General features: G+C 37.7%; 13 protein-coding genes. 1 reads left to right on the forward strand and 12 read right to left on the reverse strand.

Features of this window, described 5'->3' with window-relative positions; all coding sequences use genetic code 11:
• Nucleotides 1-26: 26 nt before the first annotated feature.
• The gene (locus H5118_RS03280) at nt 27-2,294 is read right to left on the reverse strand and encodes a DNA internalization-related competence protein ComEC/Rec2 (RefSeq protein WP_182747787.1); all 2,268 of its coding nucleotides are present in this window, start codon (nt 2,292-2,294) and stop codon (nt 27-29) included.
• Between H5118_RS03280 and H5118_RS03285 the strand changes: the two genes are divergently transcribed.
• Nucleotides 2,274-2,780, forward strand: a complete 507-nt coding sequence (locus H5118_RS03285; RefSeq protein ID WP_024595571.1) for a DUF2062 domain-containing protein — start codon at nt 2,274-2,276, stop codon at nt 2,778-2,780. The two genes, H5118_RS03280 and H5118_RS03285, sit on opposite strands and share 21 nt — an antisense overlap.
• Nucleotides 2,781-2,882: 102 nt before the next feature.
• Here the strand turns inward: H5118_RS03285 and H5118_RS03290 are convergent, their stop codons facing one another.
• The 11 genes from H5118_RS03290 to H5118_RS03340 all read right to left on the reverse strand — a co-directional run bounded on the left by H5118_RS03290 (nt 2,883) and on the right by H5118_RS03340 (nt 22,771).
• The gene (locus H5118_RS03290; protein ID WP_182747789.1) at nt 2,883-4,640 is read right to left on the reverse strand and encodes a DUF3466 family protein; all 1,758 of its coding nucleotides are present in this window, start codon (nt 4,638-4,640) and stop codon (nt 2,883-2,885) included.
• Nucleotides 4,641-4,651: 11 nt separating this feature from the next.
• Nucleotides 4,652-6,565 (reverse strand): ABC transporter ATP-binding protein, encoded by a 1,914-nt coding sequence (locus tag H5118_RS03295; protein ID WP_024595573.1) that lies wholly within the window; start codon nt 6,563-6,565, stop codon nt 4,652-4,654.
• 15 nt (nt 6,566-6,580) lie between these two features.
• Nucleotides 6,581-6,820 carry a glutaredoxin family protein gene (locus H5118_RS03300; RefSeq protein WP_182715534.1) on the reverse strand — a complete coding sequence of 80 codons (240 nt, stop codon included), beginning with the start codon at nt 6,818-6,820 and terminating at the stop codon, nt 6,581-6,583.
• Nucleotides 6,813-8,930 carry a bifunctional 23S rRNA (guanine(2069)-N(7))-methyltransferase RlmK/23S rRNA (guanine(2445)-N(2))-methyltransferase RlmL gene (gene rlmKL / locus H5118_RS03305; protein ID WP_008133692.1) on the reverse strand — a complete coding sequence of 706 codons (2,118 nt, stop codon included), beginning with the start codon at nt 8,928-8,930 and terminating at the stop codon, nt 6,813-6,815. The genes H5118_RS03300 and rlmKL overlap by 8 nt, the downstream gene beginning before the upstream one ends.
• Before the next feature lie 91 nt (nt 8,931-9,021).
• A complete protein-coding gene (locus tag H5118_RS03310; protein ID WP_182695653.1) occupies nt 9,022-9,552 on the reverse strand; it encodes a cell division protein ZapC domain-containing protein in 531 nt (176 codons plus the stop codon).
• 117 nt (nt 9,553-9,669) lie between these two features.
• Entirely contained in the window at nt 9,670-10,680 is a 1,011-nt protein-coding gene (gene pyrD / locus H5118_RS03315) for a quinone-dependent dihydroorotate dehydrogenase (RefSeq protein ID WP_182695652.1), read from the reverse strand.
• Nucleotides 10,681-10,800: 120 nt separating this feature from the next.
• Nucleotides 10,801-15,642: an NAD-glutamate dehydrogenase gene (locus tag H5118_RS03320; RefSeq protein WP_002961899.1), complete on the reverse strand. Its 4,842-nt coding sequence runs from the start codon at nt 15,640-15,642 to the stop codon at nt 10,801-10,803.
• 208 nt (nt 15,643-15,850) lie between these two features.
• Entirely contained in the window at nt 15,851-18,172 is a 2,322-nt protein-coding gene (locus tag H5118_RS03325) for an RND family transporter (protein WP_182747790.1), read from the reverse strand.
• Nucleotides 18,172-19,167 (reverse strand): YCF48-related protein, encoded by a 996-nt coding sequence (locus H5118_RS03330; protein ID WP_182747792.1) that lies wholly within the window; start codon nt 19,165-19,167, stop codon nt 18,172-18,174. Before H5118_RS03330 ends, H5118_RS03325 begins: the two co-directional genes overlap by 1 nt.
• A gap of 126 nt (nt 19,168-19,293) precedes the next feature.
• Nucleotides 19,294-20,658, reverse strand: a complete 1,365-nt coding sequence (locus H5118_RS03335; RefSeq protein WP_182747794.1) for a DUF1329 domain-containing protein — start codon at nt 20,656-20,658, stop codon at nt 19,294-19,296.
• A 13-nt stretch (nt 20,659-20,671) separates the two neighbouring features.
• A complete protein-coding gene (locus H5118_RS03340) occupies nt 20,672-22,771 on the reverse strand; it encodes a DUF1302 domain-containing protein (protein ID WP_182674349.1) in 2,100 nt (699 codons plus the stop codon).
• Nucleotides 22,772-22,944: the final 173 nt, after the last annotated feature.

Here is a 22,944-nt window from a genome sequence, read left to right on the forward strand (position 1 = left end):
ATCCTTCGATGAGATAAAACTAAACGTCAATCTTTGATAAACCAATAACTTTCCTGCCCTCTTGCTGTTTCTATGACCAAATTGTTTGAGTAGAATTTAATACTAATTTGTCCTTCAACGCCTGTTGTAAATTGCTCGGCGCTTATTGCTTTGTAACGCTCGACAACAACGGGCTTGGGAAATTCCCACTGTCCTTTATAAGCACTTGAATGAATCACAACTTTAGGGCCAACATAACTAATAAAATTAACACTTGAGGATGTATCACTGCCATGATGCGGGCTTAACATGACTGTACTTTTCAACGATGTATTATTAGCTAATAATGAGGCTTCACGGGATTTTGATATATCACCTGTAAATAACACACTATAAGTATTACTCGATACTCTAACAACGCATGAATCGTCGTTTTCATTTCCATACCCTATAGTGCTAAAGCTTTCTACTCTTAAACCGACAAAATCAACACTTTGGACTTCACACACATTAAGTGTATTTTCAGGATGAAATTGCTTTAATGTTTCCCCAAATCCAGCTTCAATAAAATGCTGTATTCCTCCAGCGTGATCGCTGTCTTCATGACTTAGAATCGCTGTTTTTACTGTGAAATTATTTGCTTTTATATAAGGCAATAAAATACTTCGCGTACGGCTAAAACGATTAAAATAACTTGGACCAAAATCATAGATAAGCACTTGGTTATCTTTTTCAATTAATGCCATGAGACCATGCCCAACATCAAACACATGAAGTTGCCAGTTAGGCTTTTCTTTTAGAAGATTATTCAATAAAAGTACTGTTAAAGGAATGAAAGAGAACAATTTATAGGGGAGGAAGTAAATCATCAACATAGTAATATAGGTAAAAATGACGAATATTAACTCGATTCTTCCTGTTGTCAGCCATCTTAACGACTCGGGTATTTCATAAAGTAATTTAAATAACGCATATAACCCTGTATCAAACAAATGTATTAAATTACCTATATCTAAAAAAGTACTCAGTAATGTAAAAACAATCAAAAATGGCAAAATAATGATGGAAAGAAACGGTATCGCAATTAAGTTAATGACTAGGCCCGCAATACTTACGCCATTAAAAAAATAAAGTGAAAGTGGTAATAAACCGATAAACAATGCTACTTGAATAACAAATAACGCAATAATTTTGTTTTTGATTCGTGTATTTAATATTGGTAATTTATTAATAACAGTAAAAATTATAGCGACCGCTAAAAATGAAAAATACAGACCTGGATTAAGTAAATTAAATGGGTTAACAGCAAGCACTATTACCAAGGCAAATAAAATACTCCGCCATCGCAGCGGCTGCTTAGCAAGAAAATAAAGTAACAAATAACAACCCAGCATAATTAGTGCTCGCGTTGCTGATACTAAAAAGTCACTAAAATATACGTAAACTAATGCAGCTATAAAACCGAACGAACTGTAGTAAAGTGTAAGGTTAAATGATTGACCAATTGAAAAGTTTATTTTCGTACAGATAAATCGAATGAATAAATAACCAAAGCTAAAAATCAAACCAATATGTAAACCCGATATAGCCAGTAAATGACTTAACCCAAGTGATTGCATTAATTGTTTATCTGTATAGCTCATTAACGATTTATCACCACTGAGTAATGCATAATAGAGCCACTGCAATCTTGTATTTGTATAGGTATTTTTAATGAAGTTTTGATAATCTAGTACGATGCTTTGTTTATCGCTGTGTATTATATTAAGCTCTTTATTGAGAACTTTGCCTTTAAATAATATTCTATTTATAAATGCATAACGTTCAGTATCAAACACATTAAAATTTTTATTACTGCGAAAATATTTTAAATGGATTAATGCAGAGAATTCATCCCCGACTGTAAAAGGCTGTGCAGAATTAACACTGAGCATTGCTTTGGGTGCTCTAAAATTCGAAAAGCTACTCCCATCTAATGCCACTATTTTGGCTTTGATATACTGAGGTTTTTTATCAGAAATAATCTCTTCAACAACTAATGTAGAATCAAGTGCATACTTTTCGTTCGGTTTTGGTATTTCAAAACTATAAAAAAGGTAAAAATGCATACCAACAAAGCAAATTGCACAAATAAAGCCTAACAATACGTTTAAAAACGGCTTAAAATAAGCGCTCACTATTACAATGAAAATTGTGAAGACTGTAAATTCGAGAGTTTGATAATAAAACACGGTTGCTACACAGCCAATTACAAACCCAAGACTTATCCACACTGATGTAAATGGTTGCTTTAAATGGCTAAAAAAACGATCCAAAGATTTTTACCTGATCCAAATAAAATTAGACATCATAAATCACTAAAAATATTTGGACGACTTTTGCAAGACGCAAATCTTTGGCATTTAAATAGACGTTCAGCTCGAGGGGCCTTCGCGGTCGGGTTATTTTTTGCTTTCATCCCTGTTCCTTTTCAAATGGTTTTAGCCGCAGCAGGTGCTATATTATTTAGGGTTAATTTACCCATATCAGTTGCTTTAGTATGGCTTACGAATCCATTAACCATGCCACCTATCTTTTATGGCTCATACTTAGTGGGTACGTTAATACTTAATCAGCCAGAACAACACTTTGTATTTGAAGCAAGTTGGTCTTGGTTTTTAGAAAGTATAGAAACAATTGGTCCTGCATTTTTATTAGGTTCATTAGTATGTGCTTCTATTGCATCAATTATAGGATATTTTGGTATTGATATAATTTGGCGCCGCTCTGTGAAAAAAGCATGGTTATCACGAAATAATTAGTGGCGTTAAATCTAAATAATCGCTGCAATTCTAATCTAATAAAATATTATAGACGAAAAAAAACCAACTTTATCAAGTTGGTTTTTTTATAATCAATAAACTTTAAAAGCGAAATACACGCCTTAAGCCAACCAGTGGTAATAACAATAATGTATACCAAGGGAAGCTAGCAGAGTTACGCTCATAAACTTCAGCTTCTACTGGAGCACAGCTTTCTACTTCACCATTTGCAATTGGCGTTAGTTTAACTGCTATTGCAATACTCTCATATTCAATTTCACCATTAATATCAGTTACTACACCGCCTAATGAATCTAGCTTTTTAACTGTTTTAGTCGCAGTACCAAATATTTCATTATTTTCGTTGATAGCAGTCGCTTCAACCATAGTATAAGCGTAATCAGTTTCACCGTCGGTGTCATAGCAAGGCAGTAAATCGTTTAGATTAGTGATTTTGTCTTCACCAATTTTGTAAATAAAGGCCTCTTTGAGTCGCGAGCTATCAGAAACACCCACTTCCCCTTCACCTACAATATAACCTTGGTTGTTTATATCGTTACCGTAAGAACTTGAGCTTGAAAAGTAATCAGTAGGGAAAACCGTACTACCCGTTGCTATATCATGGTAAAAGAATTTATTACGAAGAGTACCTTCAATACGTTTAGTTGCATAACCTGTAATTACATCGTTATCATTAATAGCAATTGATTTACCAGACTGCCAGTCATCTTCTTGATTAATAAAATCAACAACCGCACCGTCTTTAAAATAAACTGGCATTGTAAGAATTGTATCGTCATTTTTGTAATAACGTGTATTCGATGAACCTACAATTGTCCCGTTGCTGTTCACTGCTAAAGCAGTACTTGTAAATGCATCATCTTCCGCTTCACCTTCATCAGGTGTCAGTGCCATACCAAGCTCTTCAACAGACGTGATATTAAGTGATTCATCAAGTTCCCATTTAACAGCGCGCTTATTAAATAAGCCTCGTGTAATATTTGAATTTAACAAGTTGATACATACTGACGTAGGTTCGTCTTCATTATCACAGTTATCATCAATATTATCTTGTCTGTCATCTGGAATGCTTGTAGACATATTACCTACAACGGTATAACCACTGTTAGTTTTAACAATATCGTTAGCGCGGCTTGTGCCACCGTATTCATTAAACTCAGGCTCTAACTCAACACTTACACTGCCATCAGCGCTTATTACAATCCCACGTTCTATAAATTCATGAGTAAACCACGTTTCTGCATCATCTTCGCCATCAGGTGTAAAAGATACTTTATCGTATGGGGCGCTACCCCAACCGACTGTAACGCCATCTTCACTTACTGCATTTAAAAGATTGACAGTAGAACGAGTTAATCCATCATAATCAACAGAAGCTATATCAAAAATCGGTTGTTCAGTAATCTCTGATTCGTTAAATTTAATCCCAACTAAAGAACTCATTTTTTGATATTCAAAGTTAGACGGAATTCCTAAATTCGAATTTGCCAAAAAACTAACCATAAAAGCATGAGCATCAGGATTAGTGCTTACGGCATCATTATTTTCAATGTCATCAAGTGTGAAAGTAATTTCTTTATCACTTAATTCATATGCTGCTTCTGTGCTGTCGTAAGCACTTTCAATAACATTTTCAGTAAAATCTATATAGCTTGTATCAATAGGTAAATTGTATAAACCATTTGCGAAACCAATAATATGCCCGCTTTCGCTTACATCTGTTACATAAGAATATTTAGCGTCTTCAAGAGTCCCTAATTCACTTAACTGGTACGTCGCACTTGTTGCTGAAGTGCTTAATGTCGCTAAAATACTGGCAGCGAGTAATTTATATTTCATTTTAGTCCTTACTACTGATTCTGTAATTCTTCAAGTTCTTCCCAGCGCTCAAGGGCAGCTTCAAGGTCAGACTCAAGTTGTGCTAAATGGTTCAATGCTTTAGTTGTTACATCACTCTCTTGTTTAAAAAAGTTTGCGTCACTCACTACAGCTTGTTGAGCTTCAATTTCAGCTTCTAGTTTTTCCATTTTATTCGGTAGTTGCTCTAATTCAAGTTTTAATTTGTAAGAGAGTTTATTTGTCTTAGCTGCTGGTTTTGCAGCTGGAGCGGCTACTTTTTCAACTTTTTTTACTGGTTGTTGCTGAATTTTTTTTTCTTGTTCAGCTAAGTAACCTACATAAGCTTCATAGTCGCTATAACCACCGACGATATCTGTTACTTTACCATTGCCTTCAAATGCCCATACACTAGAACATGTATTATCAATAAATTCTCGGTCATGGCTTACAATCAGCACTGTACCTTGATATTGATTAATAATGTCCTCTAGTAACTCTAACGTTTCAATGTCCAAGTCATTCGTTGGCTCATCGAGAACAAGTATATTAGATGGTTTTAAAAACAGTTTAGCTAATAGCAGTCTATTTTTTTCACCACCAGAGAGTGCTTTAACCGGGGTTCGAGCGCGTGCTGGAGGGAATAAAAAGTCTTGCAGGTAACCTAAAACATGGCGTGAACGACCGCCCATCATCACTTCTTGTTTACCTTCGGCAACGTTATCTTGAACAGTTGCTTCTTCGTCAAGTTTTTCACGGTATTGGTCAAAGTAAGCAAACTCTAAATTAACACCTTGCTTAGTAATACCACTATCAGGTTTTAAATCACCAAACATTAGTTTTAATAGTGTTGTTTTACCAATACCATTTGGGCCTACTAGGCCAATTCTGTCGCCACGCATTACAAGTGTCGAAAAATCATCAGCAATAACTTTGTCTTTAAATGCATGGCAAAGGTTCTTAGCTTCAAATACCAACTTACCTGAGCGATCAGCTGTTTCAATATTAAAGTCAGTTTTTCCAACTTGATCAACACGTTGCTTGCGCTCATTACGTAGCTGTTTTAGCTCTCGAACGCGCCCTTCGTTACGCGTTCTTCGCGCTTTAACACCTTGGCGAATCCACGTTTCTTCTTCAGCTAAACGCTTATCAAACAATGCATTTTGCGCTTCTTCTACTTTTAAATCATGCGCTTTTTGCTCTAGATAAGTCGCGTAATCACCTGGGTACGAAATAAGTTTACCGCGATCTAAATCTAAAATACGCGTAGCAACAGCGCGAATAAACGCACGGTCATGCGATATAAATACAATGCCGCCTTTAAATTCTTTTAAAAACTGCTCAAGCCACATTACACTAGCCATATCTAAATGGTTTGTTGGCTCATCTAGTAATAATAAGTCAGGCTCACTTACAAGTGCACGCGCAAGTGCTACTTTACGTAACCAGCCACCAGAAAGGGACTCAAGTTTAGCCTCTGGTGTTAATTCTAATTGTGTCAAAACTAATTGAATTCGGCTATCAAAACGCCAACCATCAGCGGCTTCAAGTTGGTTTGATAAACGTTCAAGCTTGTTTAATAACTTATCAGTACATTGTGTTTGCAGTTCGTTGCTAACATGATGAAAATCAATGAGTAGGTTAGCAATTTCCGGCATACCCTGCGCAACGTAATCAAATACAGTTCCGCTTGCACCTTTTGGTGGATCTTGCTCTAAACGAGAAATTCGAATGCCACCAAGCTGATTTATTTCACCATCATCTAAAACAACTTGTCCATCGAGCACTTTTAATAACGTTGACTTACCCGCTCCATTTCGACCAACTACACACACCCTTTCGCCACTTTCTATAACGGCGTCTGCTTTGTTAAGCAAAGCATGTGTACCAAAAGCAAGTTGTGCTTTTAAAATTCTTATTAAATCCATAGTTCTTATTTGCTCTTATTCTGCTTGTGCTGAAAATTCGCGCACAGAGTGTAAAGTAAAAGGCCAATATAATTTCTCGCCTTTTTCACTTTTTAATACAGGAATAGTAATTTGATACTCAGCAATAAGCTGCTCATCAGTCATAATATCGATTAGTAATAACTCACTGTTGTCATTTAGTACATCAGTGATAAGTTGCTCAGCTTGTTCGCACAAGTGGCAACCATCAGTATGATATAAAATCCATTTAGCCATGCGTGATTAGCCAGCTATTATGGATTTTTTTATTACGTTTGAAGTCTGGTGATAGCGTTTTATCTGAGATATTAACGGCTTTTAAACCTAAACCAATCAGGCCAACTTCATCCATTACAAAACCACGTTTGTTATTAGAGAAAATCAAAGTACCTGATGGACTTAAGATCTTTTTAACCCACGTTAATAATTTAATGTGATCGCTTTGCACATCAAACGCGTCTTTCATACGTTTTGAGTTTGAGAACGTTGGAGGGTCTAAAAATATCAAATCATATTGTGCTGTCGCATGCTCTAACCACTTTAAACAATCTGCTTGTTCAAAACGGTAGCGTGTATTACTGATATTGTTTAAATCGAAGTTATCTTGGCCCCATTTTAAATAGGTTTTAGATAGATCAACTGTTGTAATTGCTTTAGCGCCACCAAGTGCAGCATGCACAGAGGCAGTACCTGTGTATGCAAACAAGTTTAAAAAGCGCTTATCTTTCGCATTTTCTTGAATATAACGACGCATTAAACGGTGATCTAAAAACAAACCTGTGTCTAAGTAGTCAAATAAATTAACTTTAAACTTAGCACCAAACTCTTCAACTACCATAGTTCGGTTTTGTTTAGACATGGCCGTATACTGGTCTTCGCCCTTTTGCTTTTTACGCACTTTTACAGCAATATTTTCAGGTGAGATATCAAGTTGTTGCGAAGTCAATGTTATTACGTCTTGCAGGCGTTTTTCTGATGTTTTTTCATCAATTTCTTTAGGCGCTGCATATTCAAAAATAACCGCAGAATCACCGTAAATATCTACAGCAACATTGTACTCAGGGATATCCGCTTCATAAACACGATAAGCGTCTACTTTATTTTGTTTAAGCCAGTTTTTTAAGCCTTGCTTATTCTTTTTCAATCTATTTGCGAATGACGTAGAGCCCTCAAAATTAAGCGCTTTTTTATCATCGGTAGTCAAACTTACTTGCTTATCATCTAATTGATATAAGTTAAGTTCAACATCAAGTGGGCCATTTTTAAACTTATAACGCTTAAGGCGCACAAGTTTTAAAAGTTTAAATAAGCTCTCGTCCATACCTAGTAAGGCAAGTTTCCAATGATTAAAGTGCTTTTTAAAGCCAACACCTAAATTACGGTGTAAATCAACAAGCTCAGCCATAGAACCAATACGTTCACCATAAGGTAAGTTTGAAATTACAACACCCGGTAATTTTGCAACAGCAGTAAGTTTAGTTGCATCGCTTTGCTTAAACTTAATAACATCATCAAGCTCAGCACGTTTGGCATTATCAATCGCTTTATTTAAAACTTGTTCATCGTAATCGTGGCCAATTAACCACAATTTAGGATCGGTAATGTTAGCAAGTAACTCTTCTTTAAGTTCTTTAAACTTAGCGGCTCTAAAACTGGGTAAACGCTCAAAAGCAAAGCCTTCACGAAATAATCCCGGTGCTTCGTTTCGTGCCATCCCAGCCGCTTCGATTAAAATAGTACCCGCACCACAACATGGATCGAATAAAGGTTGTTTTACATTATCAAGCCAACCACTTCGTTTAATTAATGCAGCAGCTAAATGTTCTTTAATTGGTGCTTTACCTTGACCTTGACGGTAACCACGTTCAGACAAACGAGGGCCCGAATAATCAATATACATAGAAACGCCGTAACGATTTAATCGTGCAACAACACGCACATTTGCATCTTGCTTATCAACGTTAGGACGCTGCTCGTATAAATCATTAAAGTAGTCAACAATCGCATCTTTTATTACAAGACCCGAAAATTGTGTGTTTTTTAATGAGTCATTGGTACCGTTGAAGTCGACAGCGAATGTTTGAGTTGGTCCAAACCACTCTTGCCAAGGTTGCGAGCGAGCAAAATTATACAGGCTATTCTTGTCATCTACGCCTTCTTTTTCTTCAATAAGCATAAGCACACGCGTTGCAAAACGACTTGATAAACAAACCTTTTGCGCCAGTAATGAGTCAGCCTCAAAACGAACAGAACCAACAGTTTGCTTAGACACAGTTGCGCCAAGTTCTGTTAGTTCATCAACCAATAAATTTTCGATTCCGATAGAAGTAAGTGCGATAAATTGCAAAGTAATAACCCTTAATAGCTAATTGCGCAGGATTATAACATAGGTTGGGCGACAAACACGCCATAAAGACACGCTTAAGACTTAAATTTGGTTAGGCGGTTTGACTTTGATATTGCTGATTTAAGATGGGGTGGACTCGATTATTCAAAATACGGATTACTTCAAATTGTGCTAAAGATAAATTTTCGTCTAATTTAAAGGTTTCGCTTAAATTTAAGCAAATAGATGCATCAGGGCAATGCTCTACAATTAAAAAATCGCCAGTCTGCGATTTAGATATTAATTTTACTATTGCTTCTACACTTGGCTCTGTTCCAGTGTACTCTTCAAAAAACCAGCTTTTTGATAAAACGGGTTTTAAGTGATACTTAACGGCGGTTGCATTTAGCGATATTTGACAAATTTGAGCAGCAGACCACAATTCAAACCCATCTAAATAGTTATAAACTTGTTCATAAAATGCAGCATCTTCTAAACTAAAACGTGGATTTTTAAAAACAGAATCGGTGAGTTGTCTTAACTTATAGGGCGTACATAATTGCATGTCGTCATTTAAATCAAGTAACAAACGATTTTTATTAGGACAAGTAATCCACTGCCATTGCTTTGATGCTTGTAACATTTACTCCTCCTTGGGTATGTTGAATAATTATTGCTCACAGTATAACCGCTTTTGACCACTTTTAAAATGCTTGCTTAGAACATTTATCGAACGATCAAAAGCTTAGATAACTGATCCTTATAAGCCGTTAACGATCGACTTTACCAATTGTGGACCTTTGTAGATGAACCCAGTATAAACCTGGACTAAATTTGCGCCTGCATCGAACTTTTCTTTTGCAGATTGCGCATCATCTATTCCGCCAACTCCGATGATTGGTAATTTACCTTGTGTTAAGCGTTTCAATTCACTCACTATCTCTGTAGAGCGCATTCTAACAGGGTGACCTGATAAACCGCCGGCTTCTTCTGCATATTGCTGGCCCATAACTGCAGCTCGCTCAAGCGTGGTGTTGGTGGCAATTACACCATCGATTTTATTATTTAAAAGTGATTCACTTACTTGTTGAATTTGAATTTGATCTAGATCCGGTGCAATTTTTACAAGCATAGGCACTTGTTTATTGTGCTTTGCAACTAAATCTAACTGTTCGTTTTTAAGACTCTGCAGTAAATCATCAAGTGCAGCGCCATATTGCAAATCACGCAAGCCAGGTGTATTTGGTGATGAAATATTTACCGTAATGTATGAGGCATGCTCAAACACTTTACGCATACAATGAATATAGTCATCTTTACCTTGTTCATTTGGCGTATCTTTATTTTTACCAATATTAATACCGAGTATGCCGCTGTATTTTGCTGCTTTTACATTTGCAACTAAGTTATCAACGCCTTTATTATTAAAACCCATACGGTTAATAATAGCGTTTGATTCTGGCAACCTAAAAATACGAGGTTTATCATTACCCGCTTGAGCACGCGGCGTAATAGTGCCAACTTCAATAAAACCAAAGCCCATTTGGCTGAATGCATCAATACATTCCGCATTTTTATCAAGGCCAGCTGCTAGCCCTACAGGGTTTTTAAATTTCAGACCCAAAAAGTCGACTGGCTTATCAGAAATATTTTGCGACCAAGCTAAATTTAAAGGTGTATTGGTAAAACGACGAAGATTATTAAGTGCAAACTCATGCGCCCACTCCGCATCACGGGTAAACATAAAACGGCGAGCTAAATCATAAAACATCAATATAATCCTCTTTTTAAATTTTAGACAAAAAAATACCTCAGACAAGGCTGAGGTATTGTATAACAATTTTAACAATCAGTTATTTATTTACTAAACAATTAACTGATTAAAGCTAAATTATTTTCCTGACGTATCACAATTGTGGCTTAACAACATAAGTTCACGAAGTGCAACCGAGAACTTAGCAAAGTCGTGGCTTTGTGATGTTTTAAACTCAGCCAGCATTTGTTTCCAGCGTTGAAGTAATAAATCTTGGCTATCCATCCACTCGTCTATTTGACTATCAACATCGCTCTCATCACCTTCAAAGCTATTTAATACAACTTCAGATAACGTACGTTGCTGCCAATCAAGCTCTTCTCGATAAGACGAGCGAGCAAGTGCTTGCCAATGATTTGCTACTGGTTGCTTAGTTATTTGCTCTAAGAACCAATGCAGACCCATTCTTGCACCTAGTTTAAAGTAAGTATTGGACACCATCGAAATACTCTTACCTGAACTATTCGCAACTTCTGCTAAATCCATCACAGAGAATAAGCTTGATAAAGAAACAATACGATTAGCTATATCTGTTGGAACGCCCGCGTCAATTAACTTATTGGCCTCAATTACAATACGATCATTTTCTTTTTCAATCATATACGTATTTAAGTTATCGCTTAAATCTTTAAAGGTTGGCGCAAAGAATTCAATTCCTTGTTCAATCGTTTGTGACTTATTACGATGACGTAAGAACCAACGCGTTGCTCGGCGCACAGTACGACGAAGTTGGTAAAGCATTTCAGTTTGAACTGCTGCTGGTATTTTATTATCAAGTGCACTAATAGAAGACCATGTTTCACGCATTTCAAATATTTCGCTAGCAATTGAGTAACACATTGCTATCTCAGCTTCATTAGCACCAGTTTCTTCATGCATACGTACCATGAAGTTTAAACCCATATCGTTAACGATACTGTTAGCAAGTTTAGTTGCAATAATTTCTTTGCGAAGGGGGTGGTTGTTCATCGCATCGTTAAACTTCTCACGCAATGGACGTGGGAATGACTTAACAAGCAATTGGCGATAATAAGGGTTTTCAGTAATTTCATCACTTACTAAAGACTCTTTTAATACCATTTTTGCGTAAGACACTAGCACTGAAAGCTCAGGACGAGTTAAGTCTTTACCTGCAGCGGCGCGTTCTGCCAATTCTTCATCACTTGGAATAAATTCGATAGCACGGTTTAACTTGCCTTCTTTTTCAAGCGCATGAATAAAGCGAATCTTTTCTTTGAGCGTTGAAGTTCCTTTAGACTGCGTAATTGAAATAGTATGTGTTTGACGGTAACAGTCTTTTAGTACTAATTCAGAAACTTCATCTGTCATTGAGTAAAGTAGCTCATCACGTTGTTTACGTGTTAGGTCACCTTCAGCGACTAAGCCATTAAGTAAAATCTTAATGTTAACTTCGTTATCTGAACAGGCAACACCCCCTACGTTATCAATGAAGTCAGTATTAACACGACCACCTTTAGCTGCAAATTCAACACGACCTAATTGCGTTGCACCTAAGTTGCCGCCCTCACCTATTATTTTAGCGCCTAAATCTCTACCATTGATACGTAGTGCATCGTTTGCACGATCCCCTACATCTGCATCAGTTTCTTTAGAGTGTTTAATGTATGTACCAATACCGCCATTCCACAGTAAATCAAACTCCATCATTAATGAGGCTTTCATTAACTCATTTGGTGTCATACTAGCTTTTTTAGTGCCCAACATTTTTTTCATTTCTGGGCTAAGCGTAATTGATTTAGCTGCACGAGAGAACACACCGCCACCGGCAGAAATTAGCTCTTTATTGTAATCTTCCCAAGAAGAACGCGGCATATTAAATAAACGTTCGCGCTCAGGGTAAGATGTAGCAGCATCTGGATTAGGGTCAACAAAAATGTGCATATGGTTAAAGGCAACTTGTAGACGAATATGCTTAGATAACAGCATACCATTACCAAATACATCACCTGCCATATCGCCAATTGCTACTACTGTAAAGTCGGTAGTTTGACAATCAATATCCATTTCACGGAAATGTCGTTTAACTGACTCCCATGCGCCTTTTGCTGTGATACCCATTTTCTTATGGTCATAACCAACCGAGCCACCAGATGCAAATGCATCACCTAGCCAGAAATTGTATTCGTTAGCAATGCCATTTGCGATATCAGAGAAAGTAGCAGTTCCTTTATCCGCTGCAACTACTAGGTAAGCATCATCTTCATCATGACGAACAACATCGCGCGCTGGTACTATTTCACCACGCTCAATATTATCAGTAATATCTAAAAGACCACGGATAAAGATTTTATAACACTCTTGGCCTTCTTTGATAAACGCTTCACGCTCAGTCGGTAGTTGTTTACATACAAAGCCACCTTTAGAACCAACAGGTACGATTACCGTATTTTTAACTTGTTGTGCTTTAACTAAGCCAAGTACTTCAGTACGGAAGTCTTCACGACGATCTGACCAACGCAGACCACCACGTGCTACTTTGCCGTAACGTAAATGCACACCTTCTACGCGCGGAGAATAAACAAAAATTTCAAACGCAGGTAAAGGAAGTGGTACATCAGGAATTAAGCTAGGTTGTATTTTAAACGACACATAAGACTTAAACTGTCCGGCATCGTCTTTTTGGAAATAGTTAGTACGCAGCGTCGCAACAATCATATCAACGTATAAACGTATAATACGGTCATCATCAAGGTTTGCTACATTTTCAAGCTCTAAATAAATTTGCGTGCTTAGCTTTTCAAGTGTTTTAGCACTTGCAGGGCTTTTAACTGAGAACTTTTTAGCAAACAAGTTAACAATTTGCGCTGCGATATTTGGATAATTTGCAAATGTACTTTCTATGTAACTTTGTGAGAACGTTACACCAATTTGACGCATGTATTTAGCGTACGCACGTAAAATAGAGGCTTCGCGGCCTGTTAGACCACCCATTAACACTAAACGGTTAAAACCATCGTTTTCAAGGCGGTTGCCCCAAACATTTGTTAATGCAGCACGAAAACGTGCTGAAATTTTATCAAAATCCGCCATCCCTTTGCTGTCAATAAGCATCGAGAAGTCCATGATCCAGTTGATACGACCATCGCTAGTTTTAACTGAATATGGTGTTTCACCAACAACACGAAGGCCAAAGTTTTCAAGCATTGGCATGACATCAGATAAGTGAATCGGCTCATCTTTATGGAATAAGCTTAATCGTACAATATTGCTGTTTGCTTCTTCTTGAGGACGATAAAACAGCATTTCTAGTTTGTTTTCATCGCTAAGTAGTTCTAACTTTTCAATATCAACAACCGCAGCACTTGGAAGCACTTCATCTTTGTATGAGCGTGCAAACGCGTTACAGTATTTACGATTTAAATCGTTACCACGAGCTTCACCCGCAGACTCTAAAAGAGCAGATTGAAGTTTATCTTCCCACGTACGTGCAGCTTCTACTAAATTGTTTTCGATGTCTTTCACATTATATTCGATCTTGTTGTCGGTCACACGAACGGTGTAATGAGTACGCGCCAGTGTTGACTCAGAGAAATAAGTAGTAAATTCGACTTTATCGTCAGAATTAAATGCATTAGCTAATATATCTTGCGTTTCACGACGAAGAGCCGTGTTATAACGCTCGCGAGGTACATAAACCATACAAGATAAAAAACGACCATACGCATCTTTACGTACAAACAAGCGACACATATCGCGCTCTTGTACTTGTAACACACCCATAGCAACTTCAAGTAGCTCACCTTCGCGCGCTTGAACTAGCTCATCACGTGGGTAGGTTTCTAAAATATTTAAAACAGCTTTGTAAGCGTGAGTACCTTTAGCAAAATCACACATTTCCATAATGCGATTAATTTTACTTTTTAACACAGGTACATCAGTAGCACTGTTATTGTAAAAGCTTGATGAAAATAAACCGATAAAGCGGTCTTCACCAATTACATTGCCTTCATCGTCAAAACGCTTAATGCCTACATAATCGATGTAAGCTGGACGATGAACACGAGAAACAGAGTTAGTTTTTGTTAAAATCAGTAGGTTGCTGCTACGAGCTTCTTGACGTGCAACTTCAGGTAATTCTGATAATAAGCGAGTGTGTTCTTCAGTCGAGTTTTTCATCAAGCCTAGGCTTGTATCCATTTTACCTTTTAGTTGGTAATCACCTTGAACTGGGCTTAACTCATATTCACGGTAACCCATTAGGGTAAAATTATCTTTAGCTAACCAATCTAAAAACTCAGTTGTTTCTGAAACTTCATCTTTACTTTTATTATGATGACGTTTAGGTAACTCTTTAGTCACTGCAATCAATTTTTTACGGATTGGTTGCCAATCATCAACAGCAACTGATACATCAACAAGCACAGACTCTAATTCTTTTTTGAAAGACTCAATCACAGAAGAATCTGTTTGACGGTCAATTTCAATAAAAAATACTGTTTTAGTAGATGAAGATTCTTGCTCTGCTTTTAAATTTGATAATCCAGAAATTTTAGCGTTTTCATCACGCTTAATTTTTAATGGGCAGTGAAGTAATAAGTGAGAGGCGATATTTTCACGAGTCATGGCCATACGAACAGAATCAACTAAGAACGGCATATCTTTAGTGATAATTTCAACGATTGTATGTGATGACTGCCAGCCATCTTTTGCCACTTCTGGATTGAAAACGCGGATAACAGCGTCGTCAGTAGTATTTTTTTCTAGCGAGTTCCAAAGGCTTAATGCTGCGCCATATAGGTCACTATCGTTGCGGTTTGCCAAATCCTCTTTAGACATATTGCTGTACAAGGCTTTGGCGAATTTCTCAACGAGTAACACATTATCAGCGCGAACTTTTTTCTGGATTAGCTTACAGACATTATCTAGGATAACCGAGGCTTGGCCTTCATTTCGTGTCATTGTATGTTCCTTAATCTATTACTGCTAAAAGCAGAATATTTGTACAGCGTATTATTAGCGTGGAGTCAGTTAAATTCTAACCCTTTTACAGCTAATAAACAGCCTTTTCGATGAAAACATTTTAAGCATTTCAGCTATTTGGTCATCTATTCACAAAATATAGATATAAATGGCCATTACTGGCCATTTAGGAGCAAAAGTATTCACATTATTTTTTCTGGTCAGTCCAGAGAAGGCTACCAATTGCGGGTAATAACAACACTGCACCTAACATATTCACTAAAAACATGAAGGTTAATAGTATACCCATATCAACTTGGAATTTAAGATCTGAGAATATCCAAGTGCTCACACCAATAGCTAATGTAATACCAGTAAATAGAACCGCGCTGCCACGCTCAACAAGCGCATTTCGATAAGCAACACTAAGCGGTACGTTTTGCTTAAGCTGCCCCATCATCGACGACAGTATATAAATACCGTAATCAACACCAATACCTACACCTAATGCAATTACAGGTAAAGTAGAAACTGTTAAGCCTATTTCCAGCTGTACCATAAGTGCTTGGGCAAGGGTTGATACAATATAAAGCGGTAATACCACGGCTACTGTTGCTTTTACGCTTCTAAAGCTCATTAAACATAAAATAATAACGGCACCATAAACGTAAAGCATCATGGGTATTTGTGCTTCTGATACAGACTCATTAGTAGCTGCCATTACGCCCACAGGTCCTGACGCTAATTTAAATGCTAGTTTTTCAGTGCCCTCTTCTTGGGCAAATTGCTTAACACTCTTAATTACGGTATCGATAGTTTGTGCTTTATGATCATCTAAGAATATAATCACTGGCATAACTGAACAATCACCGTTAAGTAAGCCTGTACTAGTTTCAACTCGAGACGTTGACTGTACTAAGCTTGCTGAATTTCGTGGCAAACTCTGCCATTTTAAATTGCCTTCGTTGTAGCCCGCGTTAACCGATTGAGCTACAGAGCTCAAACTTACAGCAGACTGCACACCGGCCACATTCTCAACTTTGTATTGAAAACGGCTTATACGCTCCATCACATCATGCTCAGTACATGCTGCAGGATACGCCTCTACAATTACTTTTAAAATATCAGACGAGATAGTGTACTTATCCGAAATTAAAAACGTGTCTTGGTTATAACGGGCATCTTGATGCAGAGATGGCGCGCCTGCGTGTAAGTCACCTATACGCATTTTATCTGCTTGCCAGTAGCCTAGAGCAAATAAAACAAGGGTAAAACCGATAATCATTTTAGCGATTTTAGGATCGGTTGCTTTTACTAAAATGTCTCTGATCTTATCAAGTATATTAGGCTTCTCAGCATCACCAGATTGAATATGTACACTGTTTTCAAAGTTCATGTACGACGCCCAAACTGGCAGCAAAATTAAATTTGTAAATATAATTACTGCCACACCTAAACTCGCTGTAATAGCAAGTTCGCGAATAATACCAATATCAATAGTAAGTAATGTTAAAAAGCCTACGGTGTCTGAAAGCAGTGCAATACCGCCTGGCACTAATAAAGCCCTAAAACTTGACTGACAACAAATACGTGTTGTTTTACCTTCACCTACTTTTTTACCAATCGCATTTATCATCTGCACACCATGGCTTACACCAATAGCAAAGACTAAAAACGGCACCAAAATAGACATAGGGTCTAGTCCAAACCCTAAACTTGAAAGCAGGCCTAATTGCCAAATAACGGCAATAATAGAACACGCGATAGGCAAAATAGTTAGCTTTAAACTGCCACAAAATAGCCAAACCATAATAAAGGTAAAGGCGATAGCAATGGCAAAAAATACGACTACCCCTTTTGCGCCTTCAGCTATATCACCTGCCATTTTTGCAAAGCCAATAATATGAATACTTACTTTGTCTGTACTTAAAGGCTCTCTTAAATCACTTTCTAGCTTTTGTGCAAATGCTAATGTGTCTAATTTTTGTTGTGTTTGAGGATCTATTTCTAAAAGTTGAGCCGTTACCATTGCACACGAGTAATCGCTGGCAATCATACGCCCTACAACTTTTGCTTTTTCAATGTTTTCCTTTACTACACCTAATCCACGCGTATCTGCTTTAAAGTTTGCAGGAATAATTGGACCACCGGCAAAGCCATCCTCTACTACTTCTACAAAGCGAGCACTAGGTGAAAATATAGAATTCACTAAAGGACGATTTACACCAGGAATAAAATAAAGCTGATCGTGAACCGCTTTTAATTGAGTAAAAAATTCTGGATTAAATATATCTCCGCTGTCGTCACATACCGAAATTAAAATGCTGTTTGCACCACCAAACTGTTTTTCATGTTTAGTGTATACCTTCATGTAATCGTGATTTAACGGAATATTTTTATTAAACGATGCATCAAGTTGAATTTGAGTCGCTTTAAATACAAGTAAACAGGTTATAAGTGCAAAACTTATAAGCATAATTAAGCGATGTCTAAAAATCGCCTTTTCAATAAAATCGAGTAACTTATGCATTAAGGGGTTAACTCCTTCACTTTAATGCCATCTTCTGTAGCCATGATCAATCTGTTATCTAAAATTACACCATCAAGAATCGCTTTACCGTCAGCAAGCTGCTCATGGGTGAGTAACCCATCTTGAAGATGAAAAATAACGCCACTATTAGCGAGCATGAGCCATTGTTTGTTATTATAATTAATGATGTTGTTAATCGTCGCTGTTTTAACATTTTCAAAATGCTGCCACTGCTTTTCGCCACTTTGCTTTGCAAAAACATTACCTCGAAGCCCTGCCACAATTTCTTGTGTGCTATCAGAGGCAACTGCAAAGAATGAACCGGGATAAACTTCTTCTATTCTTTGCCAAGTTTGACCATCGTCAACGCTTCTGGCCATTAAACCCATTTCACCAACGAGCATTAATCCATTGTCTGTTTTTTCTATGCGATTAAAGTGCGGTAAAATAGAAGCAGTTTCCGCTTCGTATCCTTGTGGGTCATTTTCTTTTAAATCGTTTAAGTAATCACGATCATCACTAAAAAGTAGCGAATCTAAAAAGCGTTTTTGCCAATGTTGACCACCGTCTGTAGTTTGATAAAACATGCCATATGCGCCAACTGCAAAACCTTTTAAGTCATCTTCAAATAAAATATCTAAACATGGTTTGTCTAATTCAGGTAATGCTTGTTGTAGCTGCCAATTAACGCCACCGTCAGTAGTATTTATGATTGTTGCATCGTGGCCACACGCCCATCCATTATTTTCGTTACTAAAATCAACGGCAGTTAAGAGCACTTGAGTTGGAACTAGCTCAGCTTGTTGCCATGAAACACCCGATGTACTTTTAATAACAGTACCGTGTTTACCAACAGCAATTAAGCCATTACCCGTGTTAGTTATATCAGTGAGTAAGGTTTTAGCTGCATTTGTTGCACTGATTGCATAGTTAGGGGCTTCTTGTGCAACACTCGCACCGCTTATTATCAGGCTGGCATATACCAAATACTTCATAAATTTTAATCGCCTTGTACGAGAGAGTTGTTTGTCTTTTTACTAGGGAGTGCGTTGCGCGCTGTAAGACAAACGCGATGAGAAAGGAAAAGGCACTTAACATATTGTTAAGTGCCTAGTTTAATACTATCTACCTGCGCGACGTAAAGCGCTTGAAGTAAATTCGTTATCGTTAAACGACTTTGAAAAATCGTACATTTTTTCTTGGTTATCTAAACCAATTGCTAAATAACGACGAGAATTCAAATCATGATAAACCTCAAGAGTACTCCACTGTGTAGGAACTTCGTAATAGTTAAGGCCATAAGCCATGGCTACACGGTAAAGTTGGTCGCGGTTATCATAAATATCAGTTACCTGTACTTGCCAGCTATCTTCATCAATGTAAAACACACGCTTTTTATATATATGGCGTGTATCATCTTTTAAGTTAGCTTCAACAACCCAAACACGATGTTTTTCGTAACGTGTATGTTCTGGGTTAATATGGCCAGGCATTAAAATATCATCGTACTCTAGCTTGTCGCTATGAAGTTTATAGCTGTTGTAAGGTATGTATAACTCTTGCTTACCTTTTAGCGTCCAGTTGTAACGATTTGGTGAGCCATTAAACATATCAAAATCATCGGTAGTGCGCAGGCTATCTGCAGCTGTGCCTGGTGCATCATATGCAACATTAGGTGCACGACGAACACGACGTTGCCCCGAGTTATAAGTCCATGCTTGGCGCGGCGTTAATATTTGGTCCATTGTTTCATGAACTAATAATGCAGTACCAGCTAAACGTGCAGGCTCTGTAACGCTTTGTTTAAACTTAAACAAAATGTTTGAGTCTTGTAGCTCTGCTGGTGTAGCGCTTGGGTCTGAGTATTTAACTAATAGCTGCTCATCAAAACCAACATAGTTGTAAGAGCCAGATGCAGTCGGTGCAGCTTGACCACCAAAGCGCTCAATAGACTGGCCACGGTAACGTAATAAGTGATTCCAAATTGCCTCTAAACCTGTTTTAGGAATAGGGAAAGGAATACCTATCGCGGTATTTTTAATACCGTTACCGCCTTCGATTAATTCAGCAGTCGGTGCAAACTTTTTAGTCGCGTCATAAACAAACTGAGGGTACGAAGCTGAGCGGCGTGTTTCATACACTGGCATTTTAAATGTGTCTGGGTATGCTTCAAATAAAGCAATTTGACCCGGACTTAAATTGGCTTTGTACTTTTCAATATTACTTTTATCGATAGTGAAAAGCACTTTATCAGCTGTAAATGGGTCAAGATGATGCATACCAGCTTCATAACCTGCAGGCGCTGTTGTAATTCCGTTATTCCACGCTGGAATAGAACCATCAGCATTCGCAGCTTTTTCTGCACCCATTGGCGTTAAGTTTTGACCTAATTGAGCAACTTCATCAGCGCTTAATTTAGCCAAAGCTGCGCTGCTTGCAAACAAACTACAAAATGCTGTAGCGATGAGGGTAGGTTTTTTAATCATAGTAATGTTACCCCTAAATAGAATATTTTAAGTTAAAAGAAACGTAATCGCGGTCTGAGAATGTATTAACACCGCCACCGCCCCAAAACGAGTTATAGCTCACATCAAGTGACCACGCATTTTGGTAGTTAAAGTTCATCGTAGCACCTAAAGATTTACGATCTTCAATAAATAAGAACATAGGATCTGGTGTATTACCGTTTACGTCATGAGAAAATACAAAACGTGGTGAAAAGTTAATACCTTTGTAAAAGTTGAAGTAATCGCCTTTCGCAATTAGGCGGTAACCCCAAGAAGATGCTGTAGCGAATGATTTTTCTTCAGCGCCATTTGAAAGACCAAGTTGCAATGTTGAATAATCAGTAGTACCTGGGCCTGTTATTGTGCCACTACGGCCAGTACCTGATACATTTAAACGCATTTCGTCATAGTCAGGCATATCGTGAATTTTAACTACACCCACTTCACCAACTACAGCCCAACTATCAGCACCTAATGAAGGGCCAAATAAATGTGTTGCTGTAAATTGAATTTGTGATGTGTCGCGTTCAATGTAGCCTTTGGCAACTTCACCTGCACCAACTGAGCTTACCGCATCGCCTATACTCATTTGCGAAATACCCGCAAAATCAGGACGAATACCAGCGACCGCCAATTGCTCAGGCATAGCTGTGTAAAGTAACTCTACGTCATCAATTTGTAGCGGTTCATCTTGGCGAAAAGCAAATTCACCCGCGAAGGCTGTTTCGCCGATAGTCGTATTAAAACTTAAACCATATAACTTAATATCTTCAGGGTACTCGTTTTCAGCTTTAGAAAAAGCAGTTAAATCAGCAACATTATCTGACGTGATTTCTGTTGTCATGATCATCGCTAAATCTTGGGCAATTGCAGCTTGTGAAAAGTTTGATACGCGACCAGATATAAGCGGTCGACGGCTATGATAATTCACGTGATAGAGTGCAATTTCAGTATCATTAAATTCAGGTAAAAATACACCTAAACGTAAACCATACTGACCGCCATCTTCAGGCTCTGTTTTACCATTATCCCCTTTACCTTTTAAAGCAACTTTAGTTGGGTATGCAAGATACATTTGAGCTAATAAAGCACTTCCTTCTGCACTTGAAGGATCAATACCTTGTGCTGCTGCGGCTAATGCAAAATCAGATGTTAAGTTATTCAAGCTATCTGTTAAAAAAGCAACATCAATATCAGGATTAGACGTAAAACCTAATTGAACATTCTGCTGATAACCATTTTCTGCTGCAAAGTCATTAGTCGAAAAATACGTACCAGCTGCGGGTAAACGCGTTTCTTGCCATTGGTATTGGTAGAAACCTTCAAGGGTAATGTTGTCAGTAATGCCAAGCGATGCCCAAAGCATGCCTACAGGTATGAATGCTTCTTTAAGCTCAGCACCTGGCGCTTTCAAACGGTCAATATCAACTGGGTTTACGTTAATACCATGAGATATAAGTGTACTCTCACCCCAGTTAACTACTTGTTGACCTAAACGGACAGATAAAGGGTTATTACCATCATTTAAATCAAAATCAGCCCACACAAACGCATCTAATAAACGAATATCTGCACAGCTTTGCGCTTTAGTGTCTTTATCATCACACGGATCAACCCCCTGCCCTGATGTAGGATTTGAATATGCATGATAGCCATCCATCAACGCAAAGTCATAAAAATACATGAAGCGAGTGAACAAACCGTAGTTATCTTTATTTATTGAAAGGTCGTGTGTTCCCTTCAAAAGTTTTGAAAATGAGTCACCACTGTCAAAATTTAAATTACCAGCATCACCATTATTTGAATAAGAGCCAGGTTGAGCCCATACATCTTGAGATGAGTAAATCGTGTTGTTTAGCGCAGGGTTGTAACCTGTCCAATCAAATGCCGGATTGTTACTTTTACCAATTAGGCTAAAGTCTCTGTCTTCTACGCGAACACTTTGCCCATATGAAAAGGTTGAATCGAAGGTAATGTCAAAACCTCCAGCTTCAAATGTTACAGCTTGTGTACTTGCTGCAGATAAACCTAAGCTAGCGGCTGCTATACCTATAGCGATTCTATTTTTAACAAAAAGCGATCTTCTTATCATTTTGGTTCCCCCCTGTCGCGGGTCATTTTGTGTGATCAAGTTATTGTTTTTAGTGTAATCATAACGATAGAAGCGAATCAGTGAAATTACAAATACTCGCTCTAATCTTCCGTATACTTTATATTTTGGTTGACGCTTACGTATTGGTAAGACGTCGTACCAGATAATTTATA

The sequence above is a fragment of the Pseudoalteromonas sp. SR41-1 genome (assembly GCF_014164015.1).
In the GTDB taxonomy this organism is placed as follows: Bacteria; Pseudomonadota; Gammaproteobacteria; order Enterobacterales; family Alteromonadaceae; genus Pseudoalteromonas; species Pseudoalteromonas distincta.

Excerpts from the sequence above, each read along its gene's own strand:
- H5118_RS03295 (WP_024595573.1), bottom strand. The coding sequence starts at position 6,565 with ATGGATTTAATAAGAATTTTAAAAGCACAACTTGCTTTTGGTACACAT.
- H5118_RS03310 (WP_182695653.1), bottom strand. The coding sequence starts at position 9,552 with ATGTTACAAGCATCAAAGCAATGGCAGTGGATTACTTGTCCTAATAAA.
- H5118_RS03300 (WP_182715534.1), bottom strand. The coding sequence starts at position 6,820 with ATGGCTAAATGGATTTTATATCATACTGATGGTTGCCACTTGTGCGAA.
- H5118_RS03335 (WP_182747794.1), bottom strand. The coding sequence starts at position 20,658 with ATGATTAAAAAACCTACCCTCATCGCTACAGCATTTTGTAGTTTGTTT.
- H5118_RS03320 (WP_002961899.1), bottom strand. The coding sequence starts at position 15,642 with ATGACACGAAATGAAGGCCAAGCCTCGGTTATCCTAGATAATGTCTGT.
- H5118_RS03330 (WP_182747792.1), bottom strand. The coding sequence starts at position 19,167 with ATGAAGTATTTGGTATATGCCAGCCTGATAATAAGCGGTGCGAGTGTT.
- H5118_RS03285 (WP_024595571.1), top strand. The coding sequence starts at position 2,274 with ATGGCTAAAAAAACGATCCAAAGATTTTTACCTGATCCAAATAAAATT.
- H5118_RS03325 (WP_182747790.1), bottom strand. The coding sequence starts at position 18,172 with ATGCATAAGTTACTCGATTTTATTGAAAAGGCGATTTTTAGACATCGC.
- pyrD (WP_182695652.1), bottom strand. The coding sequence starts at position 10,680 with ATGTTTTATGATTTAGCTCGCCGTTTTATGTTTACCCGTGATGCGGAG.
- H5118_RS03340 (WP_182674349.1), bottom strand. The coding sequence starts at position 22,771 with ATGATAAGAAGATCGCTTTTTGTTAAAAATAGAATCGCTATAGGTATA.
- H5118_RS03290 (WP_182747789.1), bottom strand. The coding sequence starts at position 4,640 with ATGAAATATAAATTACTCGCTGCCAGTATTTTAGCGACATTAAGCACT.